The sequence below is a fragment of the Labrenzia sp. 5N genome, from assembly GCF_012395805.1.
Classification (GTDB): Bacteria; Pseudomonadota; Alphaproteobacteria; order Rhizobiales; family Stappiaceae; genus Roseibium; species Roseibium algicola.
Genome location: NZ_JAAZTM010000024.1, coordinates 61,868 through 87,012 on the forward strand (window position 1 = coordinate 61,868; position 25,145 = coordinate 87,012).

Here is a 25,145-nt window from a genome sequence, read left to right on the forward strand (position 1 = left end):
TCCCACGAAAACCTGAAAAAATCCTGCCGGAAACCGCCGGAAGGGTTCTGTTCAAGGAGGTTGCACAGTGGATCGCGGCGCAGTTCCTTCCCTGTTGTTAGTTTTTGCAGTTGCCGCCGGCCTGGGCGGTTGCAAACTCGAAAAGCACGTTGCCACGAATGACGGTGACGGTCAGGCCCAGCAAGTCGTTTCAAGCGATCCGGGCGGCGACATGGATGCCCTTGTCGCCGACATCTGGGCCAAACAGGTTTTGCCACATCTTCAGCAAACGGCGACCGACATGGCCGTTCTCGGCGATGCGATCGCAGGAGATGTTGACGTCGCCGGCGAAGCACATGGTTATCGTCCGTCCAGCGAGGGAAGTCCCTGGAACTTTGCAGCCCGGGTACAGGGCACAATCTTGGCGGCCAAGACCGATACGCGTGCCGCCACCGCGGAAGTGGACGTCACCGCTGATGGCAAGGCAGATGTTATCCTGCAGCTTGGTCCGGTGATCCGCGGAACAGCACTCCGGGACATCCTTCCCTTTGTAGATTTCTCCTCATTTACCGATCAGATAGAGTTCGCCCAGCTCTCCCGCTCCCTGAATACACGCGCTTACGAAAGCGCTCTGAAAGATTTGCCCCGCGACGATCTCGTGGGCAAGACGGTTGACGTGCTTGGTGCCTTTACGGTGCGCGGTGATGGTCCGCCGTACCTGATCACACCCGTTGAGACAAAAATTGGTGGGTCATGACAGAAGCAAAGCACCAGATCGGCTTGTCCGTGCGCGCCGCCAACAAGGTCTATCCAGGTACACACGCGCTGAAGGACGTGGACTTCGATGTCCGGCTTGGCGCAGTGAATGTGCTCGTTGGCGAAAACGGCGCTGGCAAATCCACCTTGATGAAAGTGATCGCCGGCGTCGAGCAGCTGACCTCGGGTGATATTCTGATGGGAGAGAAAAAGGTCTCTTTCCCCGATACGCGCACGGCCGCGGCACACGGGATCGGCATTGTCTTCCAGGAACTCAACCTGTTTCCCAACATGTCGGTTGCCGACAATATCTTTATCGCACGGGAAAAGACCCGCGCCGGAGTGGATATCGCCGCCAGCGACCAGAGGTCGGAAGCCGCAGCGCTGATGCAGCGTCTCGAACACGACATTTCGCCCGATGCGATGGTGTCCGACCTTCGCATCGGGGAGCAGCAGATTGTCGAGATCGCCAAGGCGCTGGCCCAGGATGCCCGGATCCTGATCATGGATGAACCCACATCCGCCCTCAGTGCGGCAGAAGTCGAAATCCTCTTCCGGGTCATCGCGGACCTCAAGAAACGCGGTGTCGGCATCGTCTACATTTCGCACCGCCTGGAGGAACTGATCCGGATCGGCGACTACATCACGGTGCTGAGGGACGGTGCACGAACCGGTGCCAGGAGCATGGACGGCGTCGATGTGCCCTGGATCGTGCAGAACATGATCGGAGCGGCCTCAAAGGATTTCGCCAAGACGGTCGATCATGACTTCGGCGACGAAGTGTTTCGCTGCGAGAACATCAGCCTGATGGGCCGGACGGGAAAGTTCGTTGTCGATGAGGTGTCGTTGTCCCTGCGGGCTGGCGAGATTGTCGGCATCTACGGCCTCATGGGCGCGGGGCGCTCCGAATTGTTCGAGTGCATCATGGCCCAACATCCCCATTGTACGGGGGAATTCTACGTCGAGGGACGCCATCTGAACGAACCGGACGTTGCTGGGCGTATCGGACGCGGGCTGGCGCTAATCCCCGAAGACAGGAAGTCGGAAGGTCTGATCCAGATCCTGCCGATCCGGGAGAACATGTCTTTGTCGAGCCTCGGCAGGTTCGTGAAGGGCATTCACCTCAGCCTCAAGGCAGAGCGGGAGACGGTGAAGCGGTTCGTGAAGGACCTCGCCATCAAGATTGCCAGCATGGAAAACCCCGTCAGCTCTCTTTCGGGAGGCAACCAGCAGAAAGTCGTGATCGGCAAGGCGCTGATGACCTCGCCAAAGGTCCTGCTCATGGACGAGCCGAGCCGCGGCATCGACATTGGCGCAAAGGCCGAGGTCTTTCGCACCATGCGGCGGCTTGCGGCTGAAGGACTGGGAATTCTCTTCGTCACCTCGGATCTTGAAGAGGTCATGTCCCTGTCCGACCGGATCATCGTGATGTCGAACGGCAGCATAACGGGCGAGTTTGAGGGCGCCGACGTGCGGGAAGAACAGATAATCGCGGCGTCTGCGATCGGGCACGCTCCTGCCTCCGAAGCAGGTCATTTCATTGGGAGTAGTAACGGATGACATCAGTCACCACCATGCAGCCTTCAGGCACCTCCGGCGGACAACCGATGATCCTGCTGCTCCTGAAGCTCAGGACCTTCATCGCCCTGATTGCGGTGTTTGCGTTCTTCTCGTTTGCGGCTCCGAATTTCCTCAGCACCGCGAATTTCGTCATCATGTCCAAGCACGTGGCACTGAACGCGTTTCTGGCGATCGGCATGACCTTCGTCATCATTACCGGCGGGATCGATCTCTCGGTCGGGTCGATTGTCGGCCTTTGCGGAATGGTGGCCGGCTATCTCATTCTCAACGGTGTCGATCTGGGGATTGGGTACTCGCTCTATTTCAATATCTTCGAGATCATTCTCATCACGCTCGCCGTCGGTGTTTTCGTGGGAGCGATAAATGGGGTGCTGATAACGCGTCTCAATGTGGCACCTTTCATCGCGACGCTCGGAACGCTTTACGTGGCTCGCGGGCTGGCCCTGCTTTCCTCTGACGGGGCGACGTTTCCAAACCTTGTCGGCAAGGAGGCCTATGGATCTACGGGTTTCGACATGCTCGGCACTGGTAGCTTTCTCGGTATCCCGGTGTCCATCTGGCTCTTGATAGCTGTCGGATTGATCGCCGCGTATATAGCAGGCCGAACGCCACTGGGACGGCACATCTATGCGGTGGGCGGCAACGAGAAGGCAGCCGCCCTGTCAGGTGTGAAGGTCAACCGCGTCAAGATGTTCGTCTACATGTTCTCGGGCTTTTGCGCGGCCATTGTCGGCCTTGTCATCTCGTCACAGCTGGTGGCTTCGCATCCGGCGACGGGAGAGACCTTCGAACTCAATGCGATTGCCGCGGCGGTCCTTGGCGGCACATCCATGTCGGGTGGACGCGGACGGATCGGTGGAACGATTGTCGGCGCATTCGTGATAGGCGTTCTGTCCGACGGACTCGTGATGATGGGTGTCAGTTCCTTCTGGCAGACCGTTATCAAGGGCCTGGTGATCATCGCCGCCGTAGTTGTCGACCAGGCGCAGCAAAAGCTGCAGGCCCGTGTGGCACTACAGCAGCAGGCCGCGGCAGCTTGAGGAGAATTTCATGAAGAAAGGCGCATTGATCGGCTGCGGTTTTTTCGCCCAAAATCACATGCATGCATGGGCCGATGTCGACGGAGCAGCCATCATCGCGCTGTGTGATCGCGACGACAAACGCCTGAAGGAAACGGCCGAACGCTTTGGCATTGAAAGGACCTATTCCGACGCGGTCGATCTCATGAAATCGGAAGAGCTCGACTTTGTCGACATCGCGACGACAGTTCAGACCCACCGGCCGCTGGTGGAACTCGCGGCGAGGTCGAAAGTGCACATCATCTGCCAGAAGCCTTTTGCGGACACTCTGGCAGACGCCACTGCAATGGTCGATGCTACTGCAGCGGCCGGCGTGACCCTGATGGTGCACGAGAACTTTCGCTGGCAGTCGGCAATCCGTGCGGCGAAAGCCGAAATCGAAAAGGGAAGTATCGGAACGCCGTTCTGGGGGCGGGTCAGTTTCCGCTCGGCCTATGATGTCTATGCCAGCCAGCCGTATCTTGCGACAGATGACCGTTTCATCATCCAGGACCTCGGGATTCATATCCTGGATATCGCCCGTTTCCTGTTCGGTGACGCGCGTACCATCTCGGCAAGCACCAAGCGGGTCAATCCGGCAATAAAGGCGGAAGACGTTGCCACCATGATGCTGGTTCACGAAAGCGGCGTCACCAGTGTTGTCGACTGCAGCTACGCATCGCGGCTGTCCCGGGAAAGCTTTCCGGAAAGCCTTCTTGAAGTGGATGGCAGTGAAGGGACGCTGAGGCTGATGCCTGATTACAGGCTGGTGCTGCACAATGCGTCCGGCACCAGGGAACTGGATGTTTCACCCCCATTGCTTTCCTGGGCGGAGCGCCCCTGGCACAACATTCAGGAAAGTGTCTACAACATTCAACGGCACTTCATCGATTGCCTGAATACTGCCAGCACGCCCGAGACATCTGGAATGGACAACCTGAAGACGCTGGAACTGGTCGAGGCTGCGTATCTTTCTGCCGCCGGGAACAGCCGAACAATCATACTGGGCAGCGCCTGAGATGAGTACCGTGAGCCGCATGCGCCTGTATGGAACGGAAAGTGCGCCGGAGCCTTTCCGGATATTGCGCGCAGGACCGTTGGAAGTACGGCTGGAAAACGGAAACCTGCGCTACGTCCGTTTCGAGGGCCACGAAGTGCTGCGCGCTATTTCCTACGTGGTGCGTGACAAGGACTGGGGCACGCTGGCCGGAGCCATCTCCGATCTCGTTGTCCTGGAAGAGCCTGGGAAGTTCGAGATTTCCTATGTTTCCCGCTACAAAAACCAGGGGGCGGGTCTCAGCGTCACGGCACGCATCACCGGCACGGAAACCGGTTCCTTGAGATTTGCCTCCTCGGCTGTTGCCGACAGCGCCTTCGAAACCAACCGCTGTGGTTTCACGGTGCTGCATCCGATCAACGGAGTAGCCGGTGAACCTGTCGAAGTGGAGCATTGTGATGGTTCGGTCGTCCAAACCTGGTTTCCAGACCTCATAGATCCCTGGCAACCGTTCAAGTCGATCCGGTCGCTGACCCACGCACCTGCGCCGCACTTGAAGGCCCGATGCCAGATGGACGGCGACACGTTCGAAATGGAGGACCAGCGCAACTGGTCAGACGCTTCCTACAAGACCTATGTGAGACCCCTGGCGCTTCCGTGGCCATATGTCATTGAAGCGGGCAAGGAGGTCGAGCAGTCGATTACCCTTCAGATAGAAAATCTTGCAAACGAGACTGCCCCATCGACCATAACACCGCTAAGCACCTCCACCGGGGGTGTCGAACTTAAATCGGGAAAGAAAACAAAAAGCAGGTTTCCACGCATCGGTTTGTTGATCAGCCCGGAAGACCTGAAGTCTGCCATCAGTCACATTGACCTCCTGAGGAAAGTGAACCCTCCAGCAATCCTGTGTCACCTTGATCCCACTGCTTTGCATGGGCAGGAGGCGCTCGAGGATTTCAGGGAGCTGCAAGTTCTTTTCCCGGCGTCTTATGAACTTGAATATGTGGTTTCCTGCAAGGGAGACCTCTTGGCCGAGTTTCAAAACCTTGCCGACATGATTGATCGAAGCGGGCTCGAGTTGGCTTCCATTGCGGTCTGTCCTTCCGTTGATCGACAATCGACACCACCTGGAAGCGAATGGCCGCAATGCCCTCCCCTGGCGGACATCTATACGGCCGCAAGGCACTGTTTCCCCGGCATGAGGCTCGGGGGCGGCATGTTCAGCTATTTCACCGAGTTGAACCGCAAGCGACCTCCGGTGTCGTTGCTTGACTTCGTGACCCACGCGACCAATCCGATTGTCCATGCTGCTGATGACGAGAGTGTTCTCGAAACACTTGAGACCCAGCCGCATATCACACGCACTGCCCGTGCGATCATCGGCAAGGACAAGGAATACAGACTGGGACCGACAACCATCGGAATGCGCCAGAATCCTTACGGTTCGCAGACATTCGCCAATCCCGGGAACGAGCGCATCTGCATGACCCACGACGATCCGCGTCAGCGCGGCCTTTTCGCCGCTGCCTGGGCCATGGGGTATGCGTCCGCAATTGCCAACGCTGATATCCGCCAATGGATCCCTGCCAGCTTCACAGGCCCGAGAGGAATCGTGGACACAGAAAGCGGATCTCTTCTGCCTGTCGGTGAAGTTGTCTCGCTCCTTGCTGGGCTAAGCGAAGGGGCTGTCATCGATTGCAGCGATGAAACACCAGCCAGCGTAGCTGCCCTTTGTGTGGAGAAGGACGGTGAGGTCTTGCGGTTTGCTGCAAATCTGACAAATCGGGAACTGGAAATTGGCTTTGGGGAACGCAGGACGTTTGGCCCATTTGAAGTTATCCGGCTATAAGTCTTCCCAAGGGTGTTGAAGCGGCTGGCGAATTTGACGCCGTGCTTGTCGCGACGTTCAGACACCCCAACAATGAAGAGATCAGATTGGCGGGTCATGGAAAACTGGAACGGCTTGGGGGCCGGTGACGACAAGATTGTCCGGCGAAAACTCTCCGATCAGGTTTTCGATCGATTGCGTGAAATGATTGTACGGGGTGAGCTTGGACCCGGTGACCCCATGCCGTCTGAGCGTGAACTGATGCAACGTTTCGGCGTCGGCCGGCCCGCGGTGCGCGAGGCCATGCAGACGATGCACACCCAGGGTCTCATTTCGATCTCGCAGGGTGAGCGCTCCAGGGTCAGTGAGCTTTCGGCCGATCTTGCGTTTCGGCAGATGGATATGGTGGCGCGCATGCTGCTGTCTGCGTCTTCGGACAATCTGGAGCACCTGAAGCAGGCGCGTAGACTATTTGAAGTCGGCATGGTCAGGATCGCAACGGAAATGGCAACGCCCGAAGACATTTCCGAGCTCAAACACCTCATAAGCCATCAAGAGGACATGCTCGACAGTCCGTCCGACTTCATCAAGGCCGACATCGCGTTTCATAGCAAGATCGCCTCGATCTCAGGCAATCCGATTTTTGCAGCAGTGAGTGACGCCATGCTCAACTGGCTGTTCAATTATCATACGGACCTGTTGATCTGGTCGGGACGGGAGAACGTCACGCTTGCCGAGCATTCGAAAATCGTCGAGTGCATCGAAGGCGGCGTTGCGGAAGAGGCCGAAAGCGCAATGCGCTCGCACCTGAACAGATCTCAGGACCTTTACCGGCATCACATTTGACACTGCACCAAAGGTTTCGTTGCGCACGCGGTTGGTGCCATCGGCGCCTGCCAGCCGGCAAAGCGTCCCCATATCAGTCTTTCGGCGGCTCTCGTCAGGATCCAGAAACCCGACCCAATCATCAGCGGGGAATGCCCGCAGTTGGTCAACAAGTCGAATTTGCGCTGTCCTTGCGGATGACATCGAGCATCGCGTCACGGATCTGACGATTTTCTGCCGACTCAATCCCCGCCGATCAGTCCCGTTCCAGCGAAGAGCATGATCCAGACCTTCATCCGCATGATCAGCGCCTTTTCCAGCGCCCAGGCCTGGATGATGCCACCCATGAAGGTGCCCTGAAGCGAGCCGGAAATATGGGTGGTATAGGCTTGGACCAGGCATCTGGCACCATCAACCAAGAGAGCGTTCTGTTCGGGATATTCGAGCCGAACATGTACGACCAGGTCACCGGGGCCGCGACGGTCTGACGGTTGCATCAGCACGCCGGTCGGACCGAGCTGGCCGGTCGCGATAACGTCCTGGATGCGGACGATGCGCGCTGCCAGCACCGTGTTCGCCATGCCGCTGTTGATGTTGTTCTCGCAGGCGACCTCCGCAGGCATGCCGACATGCAGAACCGCGCTGTTTGTCTGGCTGAAGCCGGCGACGATTTCGATGGGATCGGTCTTGTCGCGATCCGGCACGATGACCATCGCCGGATTAACCGAGAACTGCGCGGCGCGAGCGCCGACATTCAGGGTTAGCTGCTCGATCTTGCCGGAAACCGACGAATACACCTTGGTCTTGGCAAGATTGACCTTGGCCTGGTCTAGGGCGGCTTCTGCGGATTTCAGTTCTGCAGGCAGGACCTGATCAAGCTGCACTTGCAGCGCTTCCATCTTGGAGTTGGCGGCGTTCACATTGGCGGCCGCCTGCTCCTGTGCGGCCTTTGCGTTTTCGTACCTGTTCAGCGTGTAGGCGGGCGAGTTCTTGTCCTTGAGGTCCTGCTGCTCCGACAGGGTCAGGTTGGCGGTGTCGAGAGCTGCTTTCGTCCGGGCGAGGTCGGCAGCGGCTGCCTTGATCTGTGCCTTGACGACATCGATCTGGCTGTTGACCTCGCCGACCGCGGTCTGGGCGGTCGCGACCGCCGCCTTTTCGCTGCTGTCATCGACCGTGAACAGCAGATCGCCGACCTTGACGGTTTGACCGGCCTTGACCGGCACCTCGGTGACCGTGCCACCGCGTTCGGTGACGATCGGCACGACACGGTAGGGGATCAACGCATTTGGGGTGTCCGGATGATAATACTCGACCGTGAAGATCAGCGCGACGAACAAGACAATCCAGACGAACAGTGCGCGGTGGACGTTGTAGAGCGTCACGGGGCGTCCCCGCCAGCGCAGATAGGCCATGCGCAGCAACAGCGGAAAGCAGGTGATGAGGAGCTCAATCATGCGTTGGCTCCTTTTCCTTCGACCGGTGTCTGCAGATCCGCAACTGACTGCTCTGCTATCGGTTGTTCTTTGGCAGGGGGCGTCCCATTGGCAGGCGACGCGTTCTCGACGGCTGCTGTTTCCTCTTCCTGCAACGTCTCGTCCGCGACCGGTTCCGGCTTCATCCAGAGAACGACGTCATAGGCAAAGGCGGCAAAAATCAGGGTCAACGGCAACAGAAGGCTCACGTCCCGCAAGGGCGGCACCAGATCATAGGCAAGGCCGATCACCAGCATGGTCGGGATCGTGGTGCGGATCGGCGTCCTCGATCCTTTGTGCTCCGCGTAGCGGTCGAAAACGGCATAGAGGTAGATCACCAGGAAAAGGAGCAGCAGCAGTGTGATCAACCCGGCCGTGGCAAAGCCGTCGCTGGCGCCGGGCGCGACCCAGGAATCCGGCGGTGGGTCCAGTGTCTGCGCCGTCGTTGCCGTTGTGCTCATGAATGTTCCCCCACCCGATGTGCTGTGACCCAACGTCACCGGAAACATAATGTCTGCAGGAATTACCGATTGAAACAAGAAATTGCGCCTCTGACCGAGGACACGTTAGGTCGGCCTTATCCGCAGTCGGTGTGACACGCACCTTCCGAGGCCGCAGCGATGGTTTGCCTCAGGTCTTCCGCTAGCAAGCAGCATCAAAATAAGTTAGTCGCCAGAGCGGTGGCAAAAAAACCAACCTTCGCTGAAAGTCGAAAATAATGAATGCCGTGACTGCTGATGCGAGCAGTCTCAATCAGCTGTTCGCCCTTGTCGCTGCTGTCCGGAAAGGGGCTGGTAGGCCTAGAGGCTAATTTGCAAATTGCCGGGCCTTTGCAGGCCCGGCGATCTTACCTTTTCCGGCGATGCCGACATGCATTGCGCACTCAATTCCCAGGTGCTTATTCGTAGCGATCGTGTCGGCGCACCCAGTCCATTCCCCTCGCCTCATTGCGCCCCTTGGGCGTCAGGTCGAGCATGGCATAGGTGCCCATCATCACTTCGACACCGCGTCCGTAGGTCGAATATGTGCGAAAAACTTCGCCGGCCTCGTTCTTGATGAAGGCGCTGACGCCGGGCCATTCCTCGCCCGTCATGTTCCAGCCGCCGAAATTGTAGTCGATGTGCCCGGTGGCAACTTCCTCGGGGGTGAAACTGACCCGGAAGTCGTAGTTGAAGTCGCTACCGAAGGACGAGACCCATCCGAACGTCCAGCCCATGCGCTTGCGGTAACGTTCGATATCGGCCAAGGGTGCGCGGGAGACAGCAATCATGGTCACGTCATGGTTGGCAAGATGCAGGTTCATGCCATCTGCGTGGTCGGCCATGAAAGAACAGCTCGGGCAGCCTTCCTTCCATCCCGGTGCAAACATGAAATGCTGTACCACGAGTTGAGACCGTCCCTCGAAAAGCCCGGCAAGAGAGCGCGGGCCGTCAAGTGTATCGAAGACATAGTCCTTCTCGATGCGTTCCCACGGTAAGGCGAGGCGCTCGCTGGCGACACCGTCGCGCAGGTGCGTGAGTTCCTTTTCCTTTTGCAGCAAGTCCCGCCGTGCAGCGAGCCAGTCTTCATGTGAAACAACAGCGTTTTGCATGATCATTCTCCTTCAGTTTGGGTAGTGGGGATATCGAAGCGCCGCGAGCGGGCGGACATCAGCCTGAGCCAGGGCGGCAGGTGGAACACGCCCATCAGGACGTACATCAGGGTCATGTCATTCACTGGCAGGAAGCCTGGAACGGATGAACAGATCTCCCACCCCTGCACTCCGGTTGCGGAAATCCATGCCATTGAGCCAAAGGTTGGCGCGGCGGCCAGCTGAAGGCACCCTGCTGTGTCGCGGCGGTGACCAGAGGGTGCTTGTGTCTTCCCTGTACCTGCAAACATCGTCATTATCGGTCCTCCGTATGATCCGGCGTTTGCGACCATCGCCCGGTGAGCAAAGACATAGATGCGGAGACGGGGCGGGTGAGAGTTACAAGTTTGGCGGGATTTCCATGGACATGCTGATCGCCGCGGCGGCGCGCGCCCTTTCGTCCGGAGATCCTCTGGCGGTATTGAAACGGGTGGCACTGCGCAACGACGCGCCGGCATTGGCGTTGCGCGGCATTGCCATGGCCCAGCTCGGCGACCTTGCGCGCGCCAGAGAGCTGCTGAAGGATGCGGCCCGCGCCTTCGGGCCGGATGAGCCGATGGCGCGTGCACGCTGCATGGTTGCCGAAGCCGAGATCGCTTTGGTTTGCCGCGACCTCGGCCGTTCGTTTCAAACGCTCGGTGCAACACGCGCGACGCTCGAAGCCGGTGGTGACCAGGTGAATGCCGCACATGCCGGCTATCTCGAAGCCCGCCAGCTTCTGCTCATCGGCCGGCTCGAAGATGCCCAGAGGACACTCGACAGCATCGACATCGACGTCTTGCCGCCTGCGTCTCGAGCCGGCTACGGTCTTGTGGTCGCCGGCATAGCCATGCGGCAAATCCGGACAGGGCCTGCACGAGCCGCACTCCAGCAGGCGGCGCGTGCAGCCCAGGATGCCGGTATTCCCTCCCTCAAGGCCGAAGTTGAAAAGGCAAGGCATGCCCTGGAGGCACCGGCCGCCCGTCTTGTCTCTCGCGACAGGCAAGACTTGCTGCAGCTTGACCGGGTCGAGGCTCTGGTCGCCTCCGATACGTTTATTGTAGATACCTGCCGAAATGCTGTGCGGCTTGGGGAGAAGATGATCTCACTCGACCGCCGTCCAGTCCTGCTTGCTCTGGCACGGGCGTTGGCAGAGGTCTGGCCGGAAGATGTTTCGCGCGAAAACCTTCTCATGCACGCCTTCGGGGCAAAGCATGTGGACGACTCGCACCGGGCTAGGTTGCGTGTCGAGATTGCCCGCCTTCGCAAGGTCATCAAACCCGTCGCCGGGGTAAGGTCAACGAGCCTGGGCTTTGCTCTCAAGCTGCACGGCGCTCACCAGGTCGCCGTGCTGGCGCCGCCGGTGGAAAGCGACCACCCGGAGGTGCTAGCGCTGCTCGCGGACGGCGAGGCCTGGTCGAGTTCTGCGCTGGCCTTGGCACTCGGCGTAAGTCCACGCACGGTTCAAAGGAAGCTTGAAGACCTTGCTCTTGCCGGGAAAGTTCGTTCCTTCGGACGAGGCCGGGCCTGCCGCTGGATCCTATCGAGCGTTCCCGGATTCCCGACAAGTTTGTTACTCCCCCTTGCAATCGCCACCGGTTAGAATCGCCACATGAAACACAGAACAGCAGAGATCATCCGGGAGTTCGGCCCCTTCCCCGGCATCGATGACATTGCCGGGGTCAGCTTTGATCACGAGCGAGTCTGGTTCGCGTCCGGAGACAGGCTAAATGCGCTTGATCCGGAAAGTGGAGAGATTACCGGATCGATCGCGACTGCCGCCGATGCAGGCACCGCCTTCGATGGAACTCATCTGTTCCAGATTGCCGATGATGCGATCAACAAGATCGACCCCACAACCGGAGAAGTGCTGGCCACGATACCGACCCCCGGCGACGGGGGGCATTCGGGACTGGCATGGGCCGAGGGGTTCCTTTGGGTTGGACAGCATCGGGGCCGCAGGATTCACCAGGTGGATCCAGAAAGTGGCAAGGTTCATCGTACAATTGAATCGGATCGCTTCGTCACCGGGGTCACGTGGGTGGATGGCGAGCTTTGGCACGGCACCTGGCAGGACGGCGAAAGCGATATCCGGCATATCAATGCCACGACTGGAGATGTGCTGGAGCGTTTGCAAATGCCATCGGGTTCCGGCGTCTCGGGACTTGAATCCGATGGCGGTGATCGCTTTTTCTGCGGCAGCGGAGGTGCCGGAAAACTGTTGGTCGTCCGACGGCCGGGGTCAGATTCTGAATGATCTTTTCCCCAAAAGACCCTCGCTATTAAGGTCACGGCGCCGCGACTATCGCCGGGCTTGTCGCAAGCGCTTAGCCGCAAAAATTGCGGCTACTCACCGAAGGCAGTCATCCCTGACTTTGAAGAAGCAATTCCTGACACTCCTGGTCCGAGCGCAGCTGTGCCTTCTGGCGGACCTGGGTGTTGGTATCCGGCAGGGCCAGAGATCGATTGATGATCAGGATATGCTCTTGTAGGAGTGCGTGAGCGGAGTCGAATTCGCCTTGATCGATCAGGTCGCGCATGCGGGTGTGCTCGGCGTAGGAGCGGTGCCAGTAGTCGCCTTCGCCTGACTGAAGGCGCGCTCTCAGCGCGGCCAGAGCAGTTGCCGTCAGATCATAGGCCTTTTCAAGATACCTGTTTCCGGCAATCTGAAGAATGACCCGATGAAACGCGCTGTCGGCCGTGCTGTAGCGCAGCCGGTCGCCAATTTCTATCGCATGGTCCATCTGGGAAATGGCGGCGGACAACTGTTGCACCAGCCCACTTCGGTTCCGCTCCAGTGCCATCTGGAGAGCTTCCTTTTCAAGCATGGCCCGGAATTGGCTCATTTCCTCCACGTCTTTTCGCGAAGGCGTAAACACGTAGGTTCCAGCCTGTGGGACAATGGTCACCAGACCCATGTCACGCAATTCCATGAAGGCGGCTCGAACCGGTGCCTTGCTCATCCCGAGCGCTCTTGCGATTTGCTCTTCCGAGAGCCGCTCACCGAATTCAAATTTACCGGACACGATCGCATCGCGAATGCGCTCGCTGGCTTCCTGGGTTAGCGACACTCTCTTCTCCTCGCATCCACCTGGCTCACTACACCACGGTCTAGCAGACCTGTAATCGCCAAAAACCTTGCTTTTTTCATAGTTTCAAAAATTTGTTTGACATTCGAATAAATTCTAGAATTCTAGAAGAGCCAATGCAAACACAAAATGCACTTTGAAGTTCAAGAGGTATTTCATGTCCCGCCTGCGTCTCCTGACCCCTGATGCCCAATACCCAGACGATGCCTTGATCGAACGGGCCACGGCGGGTGACGATGTGGACTGGGATATTTACCGCGAGCGCTCTCCCGAGCAGTTGCCTGAAGAAGTTCTGCGGTCGTGTGATGCGATGGTGGTCTGGCATGAAATGCCGGTTTCACCCCAGCTCATTTCAAAGCTGGACCGGTGCAAGATCATTGTGAGAGCCGGTGTCGGATTTGACCACATCGACCTTCAGGCAGCCGCCAATGCAGGCATTCCGGTGTGCAATACACCGGACTACGGCACCAGCGAAGTTGCCGATCATGCCATAGCCCTGATGCTCACCATGCGGCGCGGTATCGCCAGCTATCATCGCAACCTCATGCAATCGCCCCAAGACGGCTTTGACCATGCCCGGGCGCCGCTGCTGGCACGGTTGCGCGGCAAAACGTTCGGCGTGATCGGCCTCGGACGGATCGGCATTGCCACGGCGCTTCGGGCCAAGGCTTTCGGCATGCGCGTTCTGGCATATGATCCGCTGGTGTCGCGCGGTACCGAGATCGCCGCAGGCGTGGACCGGTGCGACCATCTCGAAGAGCTGCTGTCGCAAAGCGATGTCGTCAGCCTGCATTGTCCGCTGACAGCGGAAACCCGCAACATGATCAACGCGGAGCGATTGTCGATGATGCAGCCGCACGCAATTCTGATCAACACGGCGCGCGGCGCGATCATCGACGTGAACGCGCTTCTGGACGCCTTGCGACGGCAAACGATCGCAGGTGCCGGGATCGACGTGCTTCCGGTCGAGCCGCCTTCCAAATCCGATGAAATCGCCCTTGCCTATGCCAATGGCGCCGATCCGATCGTCGGTGAGCGCTTGTTCGTGACGCCCCATGCGGCCTGGTCCAGCCCGGAAAGCGTCGCCGACGCGCGGCGCCTTTCGGTGGAAACGGCCATGCAGTTCCTGCGCGAGGGCCGCCTTCGCAACCTCGTCAATTCACCGGTCACGCCAGCTCTCAGCGGGGCGGCCTGACGCAAAGCTCCTGCGGGACCAGCAACCCGCAACATGATCCGAGGACATGGGATCACCAAACATGTCCAATTCAGGGAGGAAAGTATGAAAGTGACGTTTTTCAAGACGTTCATCGCAGCGTGCATGCTCAGCAGCACCTCGGTCGTCGCACAGGATTTCGAATTGACATTCCAGTCGGTCGATCCGGCCGGAAACCCGAACTTCGCCATCCAGCAGGCCTGGACAGAACGTGTAAAACTGATGTCAGGCGGCCGGTTGTCGATCGAGCTTCTGCCGGTTGGCTCGGTTGTCGAATACAATGAAACCCAGGACGCAGTCGGCAATGGCATTCTGGACGGCCACATCACCGACGTCAGCTATTTCTCCGGCAAGGATCCTGCGTTCGGGCTGATTGCAAACCCCATCGGCGCCTGGGCCGCACCCGACGAAATGTTCCGCTTCATCAATTACGGCGGTGGCTATGAGCTGATGAACGCGCTTGAGGAGCCGTATGGTCTTCATTTCATCGGCGCCACCACCACGGGGCTTGAAGGTTTCGTCTCCAAACGTCCTCTTGACGGGGTCGATGACCTGAAAGGCCTGAAGGTACGGGCCCCGGAAGGCCTCATTCAGGAAGTCTTCGCTGCCGCCGGCGCGGTTCCGGTCAACCTGCCCTATTCCGAGGTTTACACAGCGCTCGACAAGGGCGTTATCGACGCTGCGGATTCCACCGTCTTTTCAACCAATCACCAGCAGGGCCTGCACAAGGTTGCCGAACATCCTGTCTATCCGGGGTTCCATTCCATGCCTCTGGTGGAGGTTTCCATGAACCTCGACAAATGGAACGCCCTTCCCTCTGATCTTCAGGAAATCCTGACAGTCTCCGTTCGTGACTTTGCGCAGGATGCGGTTGCCATCTTGTCGATGAACGACCTGAAGACCTATGCGGAAGCGACCGCAGACCCGAACATCACCGTTCACAACTGGTCGGCAGAAGAACGGGCGAAGTTCCGCAGGATCGCGATGGACCAGTGGGCCAAGGTGGCCGCGCGCTCAGACAATGCCCAGAACGTCTATGAGACCCTGACCTCCTATCTCGACAGTCAGGGCATGTTGAAGTGACACATGTTTTCGGGCGCTGCCTCAGCGCCCGAATTCCTCCTTCGAACTTTTGATAAGCCACAACCGGCAAGCAGCCCTTTGAAAGCGTTTGCTCGGACAAATGCGTCCGGGAACCGGGCAACCGCGTCTGGCCCCGACACGCTGCCGCCTGCCGACCGGTTTCAGGGGACGAACGGTAACGTCCCTGGTCGTTGTGGTTGATCCCCCATTCTCAGACTGGAGTGGCTGTCCATGCCTCTGCCGCCAGAACGTGCCCCAGTGCCGGATCAGGTCGAACCTCTTTTGCCGGCTCAGGAATATTTGCCTGAATCTGGCCGATTGGGTTGGGCCATCACCCGTCTTGCCCGATTGTTCGCGGTTGGAATCATCATCGCCATGGCGGTGCTGGTCGTCGAAATCTTCCTTCGATATGTCTTCAACTCGCCCACTATCTGGGCGCATGAAACTACCACCTTCCTCAGTGCCGTCACCTTCATCTTCGGTGGTCTTTTCTGTGTCGCTCGCAATTCGCACATCCGGGTCGTGTTGATTTACGACGTGGTCAGCCGGCGTGCACGCAGGGTGCTGGATGTGCTGATTTCCATGGCCAGTCTGCTGGCGTGCCTGTTCTTTGCCTGGGCATCCTGGCTCATGGTCAAGAAAGCGATGTTCCGTCCGGATGGGTCCTTCTTCCTGGAAACCAGCGGCAGCGCCTGGAACTCACCCGCGCCGGCCCTCCTGAAGATCTTCCTGCTCGTGGTGATGGTCACCATGAGCATCCAGTTCCTGATCCTGACGGTGAATTACCTACGCCGACCACTCCGGACAGGGGGAGACAGCGATGCTTGACCTTCTCGATTTTGGTCTGAACCTCAAGGCACTCGGCATCGGTTGGGGAACATTGGTGATGTTCGCCCTTTTGGTCGGACTTCTTCTGACCGGCATGCCTCTTGCCATGGTGACCTTGCTGGTTGCCCTTCTTTTTGCAGTTGGCTGGTTCGGACCGATGGCCGTTCCGTTGATCACCAGCCGCGTCTACAGTTTTGTCTCGTCCTTCGTCTTCATTTCAGTGCCCATGTTCGTGCTGATGGCGGCGATCCTCGACCGGTCCGGCATTGCCAGGGATCTGTTCGACGCGATGAAACTCGTCGGCGGACGGCTGCGTGGGGGCGTGGCGGTCCAAACCATATTCGTGGCTGTTATTCTGGCTGCAATGAGCGGCATTATCGGCGGGGAAATCGTGCTCCTGGGCCTCGTCGCCCTGCCGCAGATGCTGAGGCTTGGCTATGACCGCCGCCTGGCCATCGGTGTTGTCTGTGCCGGTGGTGCGCTCGGCACAATGGTGCCTCCGTCCATCGTTCTCATCATCTACGGACTGACAGCAAACGTCTCTGTTGGAGACCTGTTCACCGCGGCATTCGTCCCGGGTTTCATGCTGGCGGGGCTTTATATCGCCTATATCCTGTTCCGTTCGTACACCGATCCCAAGGTCGCGCCTCCCCCGCCCGAAAAACGGATCTCGCTTTCAGAACATCTGCCCCTGCTGCGCGGCCTGGTCTTGCCGATGGCGGTGGTGTTCGTGGTCCTGGGTTCGATCTATGGCGGCATCGCCTCGGTGACGGAAGCCTCGGCCATCGGGGTCGCCGGCGTGATCGTGTCGACCATCCTGCGGCGGGAGTTTTCATTCTCCATGTTGCTGGATGCGTCGATGCACACATTGGCAACCGTCGGCATGATCATGTGGATCGGCATCGGTGCCAGCGCCCTGGTGGGCGTCTACAACCTGATGGGCGGCATCCGTTTCATCTCCCAGCTCATCACCGGCATATCCGACAATCCAACCGTCATCATCCTGTTCATGATGCTCATCCTCTTCATACTCGGAATGTTTCTGGATTGGGTCGGGATCGCACTTCTGACGATGCCGATCTTCGTGCCCATCATCAAGGAACTTGGCTATGACCCCGTCTGGTTCGGCGTCTTGTTTGCCATGAACATGCAGGTGTCTTTCCTGACGCCACCTTTCGGGCCAGCCGCCTTCTATCTGAAGAGCGTGACACCACCCGAGATTTCCCTTGGAGAGATCTTCCGGTCCCTAGTTCCGTTCATCGCTCTTCAGGTCATTGCGGTAGGGCTTTTGGTGATGTTCCCGGCCCTCGCACTGCACTGACGCACTTCCCTCAAGAATGGTAATCGAGACGACTTCATGAGACGCAGGTTAGACGGCGAATACGACTACATCATCATAGGAGCCGGAACGGCCGGATGCGTGCTTGCCAATCGCCTTTCGGCAGATCCGGCCAACAGGGTTCTGCTTCTGGAAGCGGGCGGCAAGGATAGCTACCCCTGGATCCATGTTCCGGTCGGGTATCTCTACTGCATGGGCAATCCGCGTACGGACTGGATGCTTCGCACGGAAGCCGATCCAGGACTGAACGGCAGGTCTCTCGCCTACCCGCGGGGGAAGGTCCTCGGCGGATGCAGCTCCATCAACGGCATGATCTACATGCGCGGTCAGGCAGCCGACTACGACGGCTGGGCGCAGATGGGAAACACCGGCTGGAGCTGGCAAGACGTGCTGCCCTACTTCGTGCGGTCCGAGGACAGACCGGATGCGGATGGCAGGCTGCATGGTGCGGGCGGAGAGTGGAAGGTCGCGCGGCAGCGGTTGAGATGGGACCTCCTGGATGATTTCCAGAGCGCCGCAAGCGAAATGGGCATTCCCCGAACGACCGATTTCAACGCAGGAGACAACGAAGGCGCAGGTTATTTCGAGGTCAACCAGAAAGGCGGCCGCCGCTGGAGTTCGGCACGGGGCTTTCTCAAACCGGCACTGAAACGCGGCAATCTGCGGCTTTTGACCGGCGCCACAGTCGAGCGGATCATTCTGGACGGCCGCCGCACCACGGGCGTTGCCTTCGGTTACGCAGGACAGGAGCTTATAGCCACGGCCGGAAAGGAAGTCCTCCTTGCGGCGGGAGCCGTTCATTCTCCCGCGCTGCTTGAACTGTCAGGCATTGGCCGGCCGGAGGTCATCAGGAAGGCCGGCATTGATGTGGTGCATGCCCTGGATGACGTCGGTGAGAACCTCCAGGACCACCTTCAACTGCGCATGGTTTTTCGAGTCCGCAATGCCCGGACCTTGAACCAGGTCGTCAATTCGCTCTCAGGCAAAGTGTCGATGGCTGCCCAATATCTTTGGTCGCGGTCGGGTCCCTTTTCCATGGCGCCCAGCCAATTCGGCATTTTCACCCGCAGCAGCCCGGATGTGGCGACTCCCGATCTGGAGTATCACATTCAACCCCTGTCGACCGACCGGCTCGGCGAGCCTCTGCATCCCTATCCGGCCGTCACCGTTTCGGTCTGCAATCTTCGGCCGGAAAGCCGCGGCACGGTTCATATCGCTTCCGACAGCCCTGAAACGCCACCGAAAATAACACCGCGCTATCTGTCTGCTCCTGGTGACAGGACGGTTGCGCTCAGGTCCTTGCGTCATGCACGCGCGTTGCTGTCCATGCCTTCCTTGAAAAAATACGAGCCGGAGGAAGCTCTGCCCGGCCTCGACGTCCGGTCCGATGAGGCGCTCATGCGTGCTGCGGGCGACATCGGGACAACCATTTTTCATCCTGTCGGAACCTGCAGGATGGGTGTCGATGACAAAGCCGTCGTCGACCCGGAACTGCGGGTGCGGGGCATTGATGGACTGCGTGTCGTGGATGCTTCGATCATGCCGCGCATTGTTTCCGGCAACACGGCATCACCCGTCGTGATGATCGCCGAGAAGGCCGCAGACATGATCCTGCTCTCTGCCTGACAAAAACTCCCCAAGAAACAGAATCACGAGGATTTCACATGAAGTTTCTGCGCTTTGGCCCGTTGGGTCAGGAAAAACCTGGCTGTGTTGATGCCGAAGGCCGCATTCGGGACCTGTCCGATCACATAAGCGACCTGACGCCCGAAACACTCACAAAAAGCACCCTTGCTGCCCTGAGTGCCCTGGACACCGCAAAGCTGCCGGTCGTCGATCCGGACGTGCGCCTTGGCGCTTGTGTGGGGGGCGTCCGGAATTTCTACGCAGTCGGGCTGAACTATGCCCGGCACGCAAAGGAAACAGGCAATCCAAATCCCTCCGAACCGGTGCTGTTTTCCAAATCCACCTCATGCATCAGCGGTCCGAACGATCCGATCATTTTGCCGAAGGGATCGGAAAAAACCGACTGGGAAGTCGAACTGGGTGTCGTGATCGGCAGCGAATGCCAATACGTTCCAGAGCAGGACGCGCTGGAAATGGTCGCCGGCTATTGCCTCATCAACGACGTCAGTGAGCGGTCCTATCAGATCGAGCGCGGTGGCCAGTGGATCAAAGGCAAATCCGCACCAAACTTTGGCCCGATTGGTCCCTGGCTGGTTACACGGGACGAGATCCGGGATCCTCAGGACCTTCGATTGACGCTCTCGGTGAACGGAGTGGTTCGCCAGGACAGCTCAACCGACGACATGATTTTCACCGTGGCGAAAATCATCTCCTACATGTCCAATTTCATGCGTCTGATGCCCGGTGATGTCATTGCCACTGGAACGCCGGAAGGCGTAGGCCTTGGATTCAATCCCCCGCAGTTTCTCAAGCCTGGTGACGTTGTCGATCTAAGCATCTCCGGCCTTGGGACACAGCGACAAACCGTTGTCTCGCAGCCGGCTTGATTGACCGGCCGCCTATCAAGTCTTGCCAGGCGCAATCCCGTCGCGGTGTCACCCTTGGCCAGATTAAGGCATGTTGGACGCCATCCGAATGTGGCTGAGAAGCCTCCGCCTTTGGCGGTGTTCTTCCCAGCCACTTATCATCCATTTGAATCCGTTCCTTCGCATCGATTCCAATCATTCATTGGACCGCTGTTCGGAGATCTTCGACACTGCGGTCATGGAACCAGATGACGATCTCCTTCTCCTCAAACGCGTGGACCCCGGCCGGAACATGAACCGGTTCTACCACCTGTCGGTCGAGCCCACCCTGTTCGGCGGATTTGCCGTTCGCCGGACATGGGGACGCCTGGGCACCTGGGGTCGAACGCGGCTTGATCTGTTTGCGGATGTGTCATCGGCTCTGGCGCATCAGCAGAAGCTGGCGGCACAAAAGCATAAGCGCGGGTATCGCCCGGAATGAGGCTATGGCGTTGTGCCTGATCCCAGACCCCAGACCCCAGACCCCTGTGTCACGGGATCTTCCTCGGGCAGATCACTCAATCAGACGTCACAGGATACCCCAGGCCCTGTATCTGTCTCGGCCTGTAAGCTCGCGGGGGAGCGCGGGGCCGAGTTGGCGGATCATGCGGTCGACGGCAGCGGCGGTGACACCCAGGTCCTGACGGGCCATGGGAATGGTCACCAGGGGGCGGGACAGGAACATCCGGGCAAACTCCGGCAGCCTCGAGTGGCTTCGGCAAGACTGGCAATGGCGTGCCAATTGCTCCTGGGCAATCGATAGCCGGTCCAGCTGATCCATGGTTTCCTGGGCGGCTTTTTCAAAACCGGACAGCAAGCCGGCGATACGCACCTGGAACGTGTCCTTGCGGCGCCAGCGAAAGGGCGACTTTCGCAATCCCGCTGACAGGCTCGGCAAATGAGACGTGGTGACCTGTGCTTTGAGGAAGACCGCCGACAGCAGGCGGCCAAGTTCCGGCCATCCGTCCAGCGGCTGCAGCACCTGCCATGCATCAAGCAAAATTGCCGCCGCCAGAACGGGCGGCAATTTCAGGGCTTCAGCTTCCGTTTTGACAGTGAGCCAGTCGTCCAGACGGTCACCCCGTTCCGAAAACCGAGAGAAGTGCACGGAAGGTATGTCTCCGGATTGGCGGGACGAGACAGGTCTTTCCGGAACGGTTCCCTGCGCCAGCTGTCTGGAGCGTTCCAGAACGGCGTCGATCTCGGCAAGGAGATTTTTTTCCGTATCGGCAGTGTCCTGTTGGGCCGAAGCTGAGGCGGCAGGTCCCATCCCCTCCCCCGAGCTTCGGATTGTCGTTGTCTCGAACTCGGCGTCATCTGTCGGCCGGCCCACAAGTGCCAGTAGACCGTCGCGGCTCAAGACACTGTCCGGGGTTTGCCGGTCGACCCGTCTGCGGAGCGCCAGGAACCTGGCGGCCCGGGTCAATTCGTGGGTGGGCGCGCGTCTGTCGGTGCCGGCGTCGTGCAGGACAAGGTCCTCCAGATGAACGAGGTCTCCATCGAGGGCCATGGAGGCACAGGTCTCAAACAGGTGGGACCGGCTGCGCACGCCGTCTTCCAGCGCTTGTGTCCGGCGCAATCTCTCATCAGCTCGGGTCAGTGACCGGCTGGCGCGATCGAGCGGGTCGGCCAGATCGAGCCAATCCAGTGATTTCAGGGACTTGTGAAGATCGTAAACCATTGACATCGGCTGATAATATTTCATTAACGATAATCAACAAGCAAAAAAGTATCATCACATGGATATCAGTCAACTAAGGATCATAAGCAATGATAATCAAAGCTTATCGATAGTTAGACTTTTTAGCGACCTCATGCTAGACATTGGCTCCTGTCCCGATCCGCAAAAGCCTGTCAGCCATGCCCGAAAGCCCCCTCCCCGCGCCCCGTCTCTCGTCGCAGCCCGCACGGAGCGAGGCTGCGGATCAGGCAATGCGCGACAAGATAGAAACCCTCGACACGTTGTCCGCCATTCTGCCAGCCCTCGCCGGGTCAGACCGGGCAGAGCAGCTGGCCCGGCTTCTGACCGATGAGGACATCGACACCCTGCGCCACCTTGCCAGGGAAGGCATGGGCGAGAATTCGCTGAGGGCTCTGACCTCCGACTTTTCCTATCTGGAAGGCTGGTGCCTGGCGGCAACCGGAAGCCCCCTGCCCTGGCCCGCGCCTGCGCCGCTCATTCTCAAGTTCATCGCCCATCACCTGTGGGATTCTGAGAAGAAGATTTCTGATCCCGGTCACGGGATGCCTGAAGACATTGCGACGCAACTTGAGGCGCAAGGATTGCTCCGCAGCGCGAAAAATACGGCGGGCCAACGGCCCCCGCATGCACCGGCGACTGTGCAGCGGCGGTTGGCCTCCTGGTCGACCTTGCATCGCTGGCGGGGTCTGACGGGAGACTTCTCCGCGGCGGAAGTGCGCTCCGCCATGCGTCTGGCTGTTCGTGTCGCCGACCGGCCGCGGGCGCGGAAAAGCCGCAAGGCCATCACGGCCGATTGTCTGGAGCTGCTGCTCGCGACATGTGACGGCACGGACTACGCCGCACCAAGCCTGATGGACATTCGAGACAGGGCCTTGCTGCTGGTCGGGTTTGCCTCCGGTGGCCGCAGGCGCTCCGAGTTATCCGGAATGCGGTTTGGTCAGATCACCTGGGAGGACTTCTTGCCTCTGGATCCGAGTGACCCGGATAGCGACCTCCTGCCTGCCGCCAGCCTGCGACTGGGGCGCACCAAGACGGAAAAATCTTCGGACGACAATTCGGTTCTTCTGATCGGCCGGAGTGTCGATGCGCTGAAGGCCTGGCTGGCAGCGGCCCGGATTCAGGAAGGGGCCGTCTTCCGCGCGATCGATCAGTGGGGCAACCTGAAATCCCGCGCCCTCACTCCGCAATCGGTGAATGCCATCGTCAAGAAACGCTGTGCACTTGCCGGACTGGACCCGCAGGACTTTTCCGCGCATGGCTTGCGCTCTGGCTTTCTGACAGAAGCGGCCAACAGGGACATTCCAATCCAGGATGCGATGCTGCAGTCCCGGCACAGGTCCCTCGCCCAGGCGTCCAGCTATTACAGCGATGCCGGGCGCAGCAGACGGCGGTCGGCCAGATTGTTGGGGTGATGTTCAACGCGAGGGAAGCTCATGAGGGAGATCCGGGCAAGTCTTGAAAGTGGCCCGTCCGGATCATTTCTCCTCAATCATTAGCTGATCCATCAGTCGAGTTGAACTCCTTAAAAAACAGTTAATAAACTCTCATATTCCCTTGCGGCATACAAGCGACGAGAGGTTGTTGTCATGGCCAGGGTGCATCCATTTCGTGTTGTGCAGACTTCGGCCGGCTCTGTTTGCTGAGCGGTCGTTCTTGGGTCTGGCGTTTTGCATTGCACGGGACTGCCGCGCAATTTCCCAATGTTGTTCAGCGCGGCATGATCGTTGAGCGTATTGATTGGTGTGCGCCATTGCACGTAATGCCTCTCTTGGTTGTCGTTTGAATTCTGTTCGCAGGGCCGGCGGTCAGGTCGATGCCATCAAGTCTTATTCATCTTTCTGAAAACAGGTCGTCCTGTTCCTGTCAGGCCGGTTGCACAATTTAAGCAGCTAGCGTTTGCAGGACATGTATCTGGTCGCTCCTAAATACGTGACCACTTGCTCCTCTCTTGAGTTGGTTCATTCTCTTCAAGATTTCGTTCGGATAGGTGACGGCTGATTGGGGAAGCAAACAGGAAACTAAAGTTTGGTCGCATAGCCACAGTGGGTTTCACCAACACGGGTTGAGCTATATAGAGCCAACAAGGGAGCTGTCGGCTTGGTCCATGCTTGTGTTGCCGGTTCATTGGTTTCCGGTCTGAAAATACTTAGTTGTGAGATGCCGGGGAGCTCGCGGACAGGTTCGGCTAATTGATTGCTTTTTGGGATTTGCTAGTTGTGTGAAATGGCCTTTAGCGCGATGGGGTTCGTTCAATAGTCATAGCCCCCCAGATGCGATGCGCTCCCTCGATTGAGGAAGTTTTCTTGAAGCGTTGCGTAATTTTCGTTGGTCTAATGAGCTCCGGTCAGGAGTCCGGTTGCTGCCATACAGGCTGTTCGTCGTTCAGCCTTGAATTGAAGCTGCCGAATGATTGAGCTCTTTATTGCCACGTGGTTTATGGAAGGTGTTGCGGAGCACTCATTGGTGGATGGAGCGGTAGACGGGTTGGTGCTGGAGTTGCAGATGTTCCGGACGTTTCGATTGGACGCATTGTGAGAAGCGTAAGCTTGTGTCTCCAGCCAGAGGTCACGTTACTTTCATCGTTCAGTGTCACCTCCCTGCCCGCTCCATTTTTGTCCTGACCCGCTTCAAGAAAAGAGAATATCGAGACAGTCCGCGCGAGCCGATGCTCGTTATGCCAAGGACCAAACTTTCGTCCGAAGCCTTGTTCAGCTTGAGGTGTTTTCTGATCTCTTCTTTTCTTGCGCTGAGTGGCGCGATGTTTTGGTTCTGAGAATGTTCGCCGGAAAACAAGCGGAGGCTCTGTGATAGGGCTTTCTTTTGAACGTCCAAGGCTTGGCGAATATAGATAGTCATCTGCAATGTGTTGCCTGCACCGAAATTTTGGAAGTACCAGAGTCGCAGGCGACGATGCCTCATAACGTTCGCAAACGTTTCACGCTGCCAAGGGCAAAACTTGTGAATATAGCAATTGCTATATCAGCTGATTTTTCCGGGTGTGGGGTATGACCCTTCAGTGTTAAAAGTCGCTCCGCTAGAAATTATAGCAATTGCTATATTGGCCGGTGTTGTGCTGAGCGTTCGTAGAGGCACAAAGAGCCTGACGCCAATTTCGTCGATTGTTCGGCCATGATCGTGGTTTGTAATGCAGTGGTTCCAGGCGAACAGTCCTGCGATGCATGGCAAAAATACGCGGCAAAAAATTGGGCGGACGCTAATGAAAGCAGCATCGTCAGATGCCAGGGCCTGTAT

23 protein-coding genes are annotated in these 25,145 nt (G+C 58.4%); 16 read left to right on the forward strand and 7 right to left on the reverse strand.

All coding sequences use genetic code 11. The annotated features are described in order from the left end of the window. The first annotated feature begins 67 nt into the window (after positions 1–67). The 6 genes from HEP89_RS27365 (at position 68) to HEP89_RS27390 (ending at position 7,048) form a co-directional block, all read left to right on the forward strand. Positions 68–736: a DUF2291 domain-containing protein gene (locus HEP89_RS27365; protein ID WP_055660601.1), complete on the forward strand. Its 669-nt coding sequence runs from the start codon at positions 68–70 to the stop codon at positions 734–736. Then, a complete protein-coding gene (locus tag HEP89_RS27370; RefSeq protein WP_168693561.1) occupies positions 733–2,295 on the forward strand; it encodes a sugar ABC transporter ATP-binding protein in 1,563 nt (520 codons plus the stop codon). Before HEP89_RS27365 ends, HEP89_RS27370 begins: the two co-directional genes overlap by 4 nt. Further along, positions 2,292–3,356 (forward strand): ABC transporter permease, encoded by a 1,065-nt coding sequence (locus HEP89_RS27375; protein WP_055660605.1) that lies wholly within the window; start codon positions 2,292–2,294, stop codon positions 3,354–3,356. Before HEP89_RS27370 ends, HEP89_RS27375 begins: the two co-directional genes overlap by 4 nt. A gap of 10 nt (positions 3,357–3,366) precedes the next feature. After that, positions 3,367–4,392, forward strand: coding sequence for a Gfo/Idh/MocA family oxidoreductase (locus tag HEP89_RS27380; protein WP_152507741.1), 1,026 nt, complete (start codon positions 3,367–3,369; stop codon positions 4,390–4,392). A gap of 1 nt (position 4,393) precedes the next feature. Further along, complete coding sequence (locus tag HEP89_RS27385) at positions 4,394–6,223, forward strand: hypothetical protein (RefSeq protein ID WP_168693562.1); 1,830 nt, start codon at positions 4,394–4,396, stop codon at positions 6,221–6,223. A 72-nt stretch (positions 6,224–6,295) separates the two neighbouring features. After that, positions 6,296–7,048: a transcriptional regulator NanR gene (locus HEP89_RS27390; RefSeq protein ID WP_228148160.1), complete on the forward strand. Its 753-nt coding sequence runs from the start codon at positions 6,296–6,298 to the stop codon at positions 7,046–7,048. Positions 7,049–7,269: 221 nt separating this feature from the next. Here HEP89_RS27390 and HEP89_RS27395 read toward each other — a convergent pair whose 3' ends face one another. The 4 genes from HEP89_RS27395 to HEP89_RS27410 all read right to left on the reverse strand — a co-directional run bounded on the left by HEP89_RS27395 (position 7,270) and on the right by HEP89_RS27410 (position 10,386). Further along, positions 7,270–8,481 carry a biotin/lipoyl-binding protein gene (locus HEP89_RS27395; protein ID WP_075283101.1) on the reverse strand — a complete coding sequence of 404 codons (1,212 nt, stop codon included), beginning with the start codon at positions 8,479–8,481 and terminating at the stop codon, positions 7,270–7,272. After that, a complete protein-coding gene (locus HEP89_RS27400; RefSeq protein WP_168693563.1) occupies positions 8,478–8,960 on the reverse strand; it encodes a hypothetical protein in 483 nt (160 codons plus the stop codon). Before HEP89_RS27400 ends, HEP89_RS27395 begins: the two co-directional genes overlap by 4 nt. Positions 8,961–9,397: 437 nt before the next feature. Further along, on the reverse strand, positions 9,398–10,090 hold the full coding sequence (locus HEP89_RS27405) for a thioredoxin family protein (protein ID WP_168693564.1): 693 nt from the start codon (positions 10,088–10,090) through the stop codon (positions 9,398–9,400). 2 nt (positions 10,091–10,092) lie between these two features. Then, on the reverse strand, positions 10,093–10,386 hold the full coding sequence (locus HEP89_RS27410; RefSeq protein ID WP_168693565.1) for a hypothetical protein: 294 nt from the start codon (positions 10,384–10,386) through the stop codon (positions 10,093–10,095). 104 nt (positions 10,387–10,490) lie between these two features. Here HEP89_RS27410 and HEP89_RS27415 point away from each other — a divergent pair, with 104 nt between their 5' ends. Both HEP89_RS27415 and HEP89_RS27420 read left to right on the forward strand, forming a co-directional pair. Next, positions 10,491–11,711 carry a helix-turn-helix domain-containing protein gene (locus HEP89_RS27415; RefSeq protein ID WP_168693566.1) on the forward strand — a complete coding sequence of 407 codons (1,221 nt, stop codon included), beginning with the start codon at positions 10,491–10,493 and terminating at the stop codon, positions 11,709–11,711. A 9-nt stretch (positions 11,712–11,720) separates the two neighbouring features. Beyond that, the gene (locus HEP89_RS27420) at positions 11,721–12,365 is read left to right on the forward strand and encodes a PQQ-binding-like beta-propeller repeat protein (protein ID WP_168693567.1); all 645 of its coding nucleotides are present in this window, start codon (positions 11,721–11,723) and stop codon (positions 12,363–12,365) included. Positions 12,366–12,471: 106 nt separating this feature from the next. Here HEP89_RS27420 and HEP89_RS27425 read toward each other — a convergent pair whose 3' ends face one another. Next, positions 12,472–13,179, reverse strand: coding sequence for a GntR family transcriptional regulator (locus HEP89_RS27425; RefSeq protein ID WP_168693568.1), 708 nt, complete (start codon positions 13,177–13,179; stop codon positions 12,472–12,474). Positions 13,180–13,354: 175 nt separating this feature from the next. Between HEP89_RS27425 and HEP89_RS27430 the strand changes: the two genes are divergently transcribed. The 7 genes from HEP89_RS27430 (at position 13,355) to HEP89_RS27460 (ending at position 20,633) form a co-directional block, all read left to right on the forward strand. After that, positions 13,355–14,392 (forward strand): C-terminal binding protein, encoded by a 1,038-nt coding sequence (locus HEP89_RS27430; RefSeq protein ID WP_168693569.1) that lies wholly within the window; start codon positions 13,355–13,357, stop codon positions 14,390–14,392. Between the two features lie 84 nt (positions 14,393–14,476). Further along, positions 14,477–15,493, forward strand: coding sequence for a TRAP transporter substrate-binding protein (locus HEP89_RS27435; RefSeq protein WP_022999513.1), 1,017 nt, complete (start codon positions 14,477–14,479; stop codon positions 15,491–15,493). Positions 15,494–15,724: 231 nt separating this feature from the next. Further along, on the forward strand, positions 15,725–16,321 hold the full coding sequence (locus HEP89_RS27440) for a TRAP transporter small permease subunit (protein WP_168693570.1): 597 nt from the start codon (positions 15,725–15,727) through the stop codon (positions 16,319–16,321). Further along, complete coding sequence (locus HEP89_RS27445; RefSeq protein ID WP_055660624.1) at positions 16,314–17,642, forward strand: TRAP transporter large permease subunit; 1,329 nt, start codon at positions 16,314–16,316, stop codon at positions 17,640–17,642. Before HEP89_RS27440 ends, HEP89_RS27445 begins: the two co-directional genes overlap by 8 nt. Before the next feature lie 36 nt (positions 17,643–17,678). After that, positions 17,679–19,286: a GMC family oxidoreductase gene (locus HEP89_RS27450; protein WP_168693571.1), complete on the forward strand. Its 1,608-nt coding sequence runs from the start codon at positions 17,679–17,681 to the stop codon at positions 19,284–19,286. Positions 19,287–19,324: 38 nt separating this feature from the next. Further along, positions 19,325–20,173, forward strand: a complete 849-nt coding sequence (locus HEP89_RS27455) for a fumarylacetoacetate hydrolase family protein (protein WP_168693572.1) — start codon at positions 19,325–19,327, stop codon at positions 20,171–20,173. A gap of 217 nt (positions 20,174–20,390) precedes the next feature. Continuing rightward, positions 20,391–20,633: a WGR domain-containing protein gene (locus tag HEP89_RS27460; protein ID WP_055661078.1), complete on the forward strand. Its 243-nt coding sequence runs from the start codon at positions 20,391–20,393 to the stop codon at positions 20,631–20,633. 87 nt (positions 20,634–20,720) lie between these two features. Here the strand turns inward: HEP89_RS27460 and HEP89_RS27465 are convergent, their stop codons facing one another. Beyond that, positions 20,721–21,872, reverse strand: a complete 1,152-nt coding sequence (locus HEP89_RS27465; RefSeq protein WP_286201080.1) for an RHE_PE00001 family protein — start codon at positions 21,870–21,872, stop codon at positions 20,721–20,723. A 251-nt stretch (positions 21,873–22,123) separates the two neighbouring features. Between HEP89_RS27465 and HEP89_RS27470 the strand changes: the two genes are divergently transcribed. Continuing rightward, complete coding sequence (locus tag HEP89_RS27470) at positions 22,124–23,305, forward strand: tyrosine-type recombinase/integrase (protein ID WP_286201081.1); 1,182 nt, start codon at positions 22,124–22,126, stop codon at positions 23,303–23,305. Positions 23,306–24,482: 1,177 nt separating this feature from the next. On the opposite strand, the gene HEP89_RS27475 is transcribed toward HEP89_RS27470, so the two are convergent. Next, entirely contained in the window at positions 24,483–24,749 is a 267-nt protein-coding gene (locus tag HEP89_RS27475; protein WP_168693575.1) for a hypothetical protein, read from the reverse strand. Positions 24,750–25,145 lie beyond the last annotated feature (396 nt).

Coding starts and splice junctions, on each gene's coding strand:
- HEP89_RS27410 (WP_168693565.1), bottom strand. CDS start 10,386: ATGACGATGTTTGCAGGTACAGGGAAGACACAAGCACCCTCTGGTCAC.
- HEP89_RS27470 (WP_286201081.1), top strand. CDS start 22,124: ATGCGCGACAAGATAGAAACCCTCGACACGTTGTCCGCCATTCTGCCA.
- HEP89_RS27395 (WP_075283101.1), bottom strand. CDS start 8,481: ATGATTGAGCTCCTCATCACCTGCTTTCCGCTGTTGCTGCGCATGGCC.
- HEP89_RS27415 (WP_168693566.1), top strand. CDS start 10,491: ATGGACATGCTGATCGCCGCGGCGGCGCGCGCCCTTTCGTCCGGAGAT.
- HEP89_RS27375 (WP_055660605.1), top strand. CDS start 2,292: ATGACATCAGTCACCACCATGCAGCCTTCAGGCACCTCCGGCGGACAA.
- HEP89_RS27385 (WP_168693562.1), top strand. CDS start 4,394: ATGAGTACCGTGAGCCGCATGCGCCTGTATGGAACGGAAAGTGCGCCG.
- HEP89_RS27405 (WP_168693564.1), bottom strand. CDS start 10,090: ATGCAAAACGCTGTTGTTTCACATGAAGACTGGCTCGCTGCACGGCGG.
- HEP89_RS27465 (WP_286201080.1), bottom strand. CDS start 21,872: ATGGTTTACGATCTTCACAAGTCCCTGAAATCACTGGATTGGCTCGAT.
- HEP89_RS27370 (WP_168693561.1), top strand. CDS start 733: ATGACAGAAGCAAAGCACCAGATCGGCTTGTCCGTGCGCGCCGCCAAC.
- HEP89_RS27440 (WP_168693570.1), top strand. CDS start 15,725: ATGCCTCTGCCGCCAGAACGTGCCCCAGTGCCGGATCAGGTCGAACCT.
- HEP89_RS27380 (WP_152507741.1), top strand. CDS start 3,367: ATGAAGAAAGGCGCATTGATCGGCTGCGGTTTTTTCGCCCAAAATCAC.
- HEP89_RS27435 (WP_022999513.1), top strand. CDS start 14,477: ATGAAAGTGACGTTTTTCAAGACGTTCATCGCAGCGTGCATGCTCAGC.
- HEP89_RS27420 (WP_168693567.1), top strand. CDS start 11,721: ATGAAACACAGAACAGCAGAGATCATCCGGGAGTTCGGCCCCTTCCCC.
- HEP89_RS27400 (WP_168693563.1), bottom strand. CDS start 8,960: ATGAGCACAACGGCAACGACGGCGCAGACACTGGACCCACCGCCGGAT.
- HEP89_RS27390 (WP_228148160.1), top strand. CDS start 6,296: ATGAAGAGATCAGATTGGCGGGTCATGGAAAACTGGAACGGCTTGGGG.
- HEP89_RS27430 (WP_168693569.1), top strand. CDS start 13,355: ATGTCCCGCCTGCGTCTCCTGACCCCTGATGCCCAATACCCAGACGAT.
- HEP89_RS27460 (WP_055661078.1), top strand. CDS start 20,391: ATGGAACCAGATGACGATCTCCTTCTCCTCAAACGCGTGGACCCCGGC.
- HEP89_RS27455 (WP_168693572.1), top strand. CDS start 19,325: ATGAAGTTTCTGCGCTTTGGCCCGTTGGGTCAGGAAAAACCTGGCTGT.
- HEP89_RS27445 (WP_055660624.1), top strand. CDS start 16,314: ATGCTTGACCTTCTCGATTTTGGTCTGAACCTCAAGGCACTCGGCATC.
- HEP89_RS27475 (WP_168693575.1), bottom strand. CDS start 24,749: ATGACTATCTATATTCGCCAAGCCTTGGACGTTCAAAAGAAAGCCCTA.
- HEP89_RS27450 (WP_168693571.1), top strand. CDS start 17,679: ATGAGACGCAGGTTAGACGGCGAATACGACTACATCATCATAGGAGCC.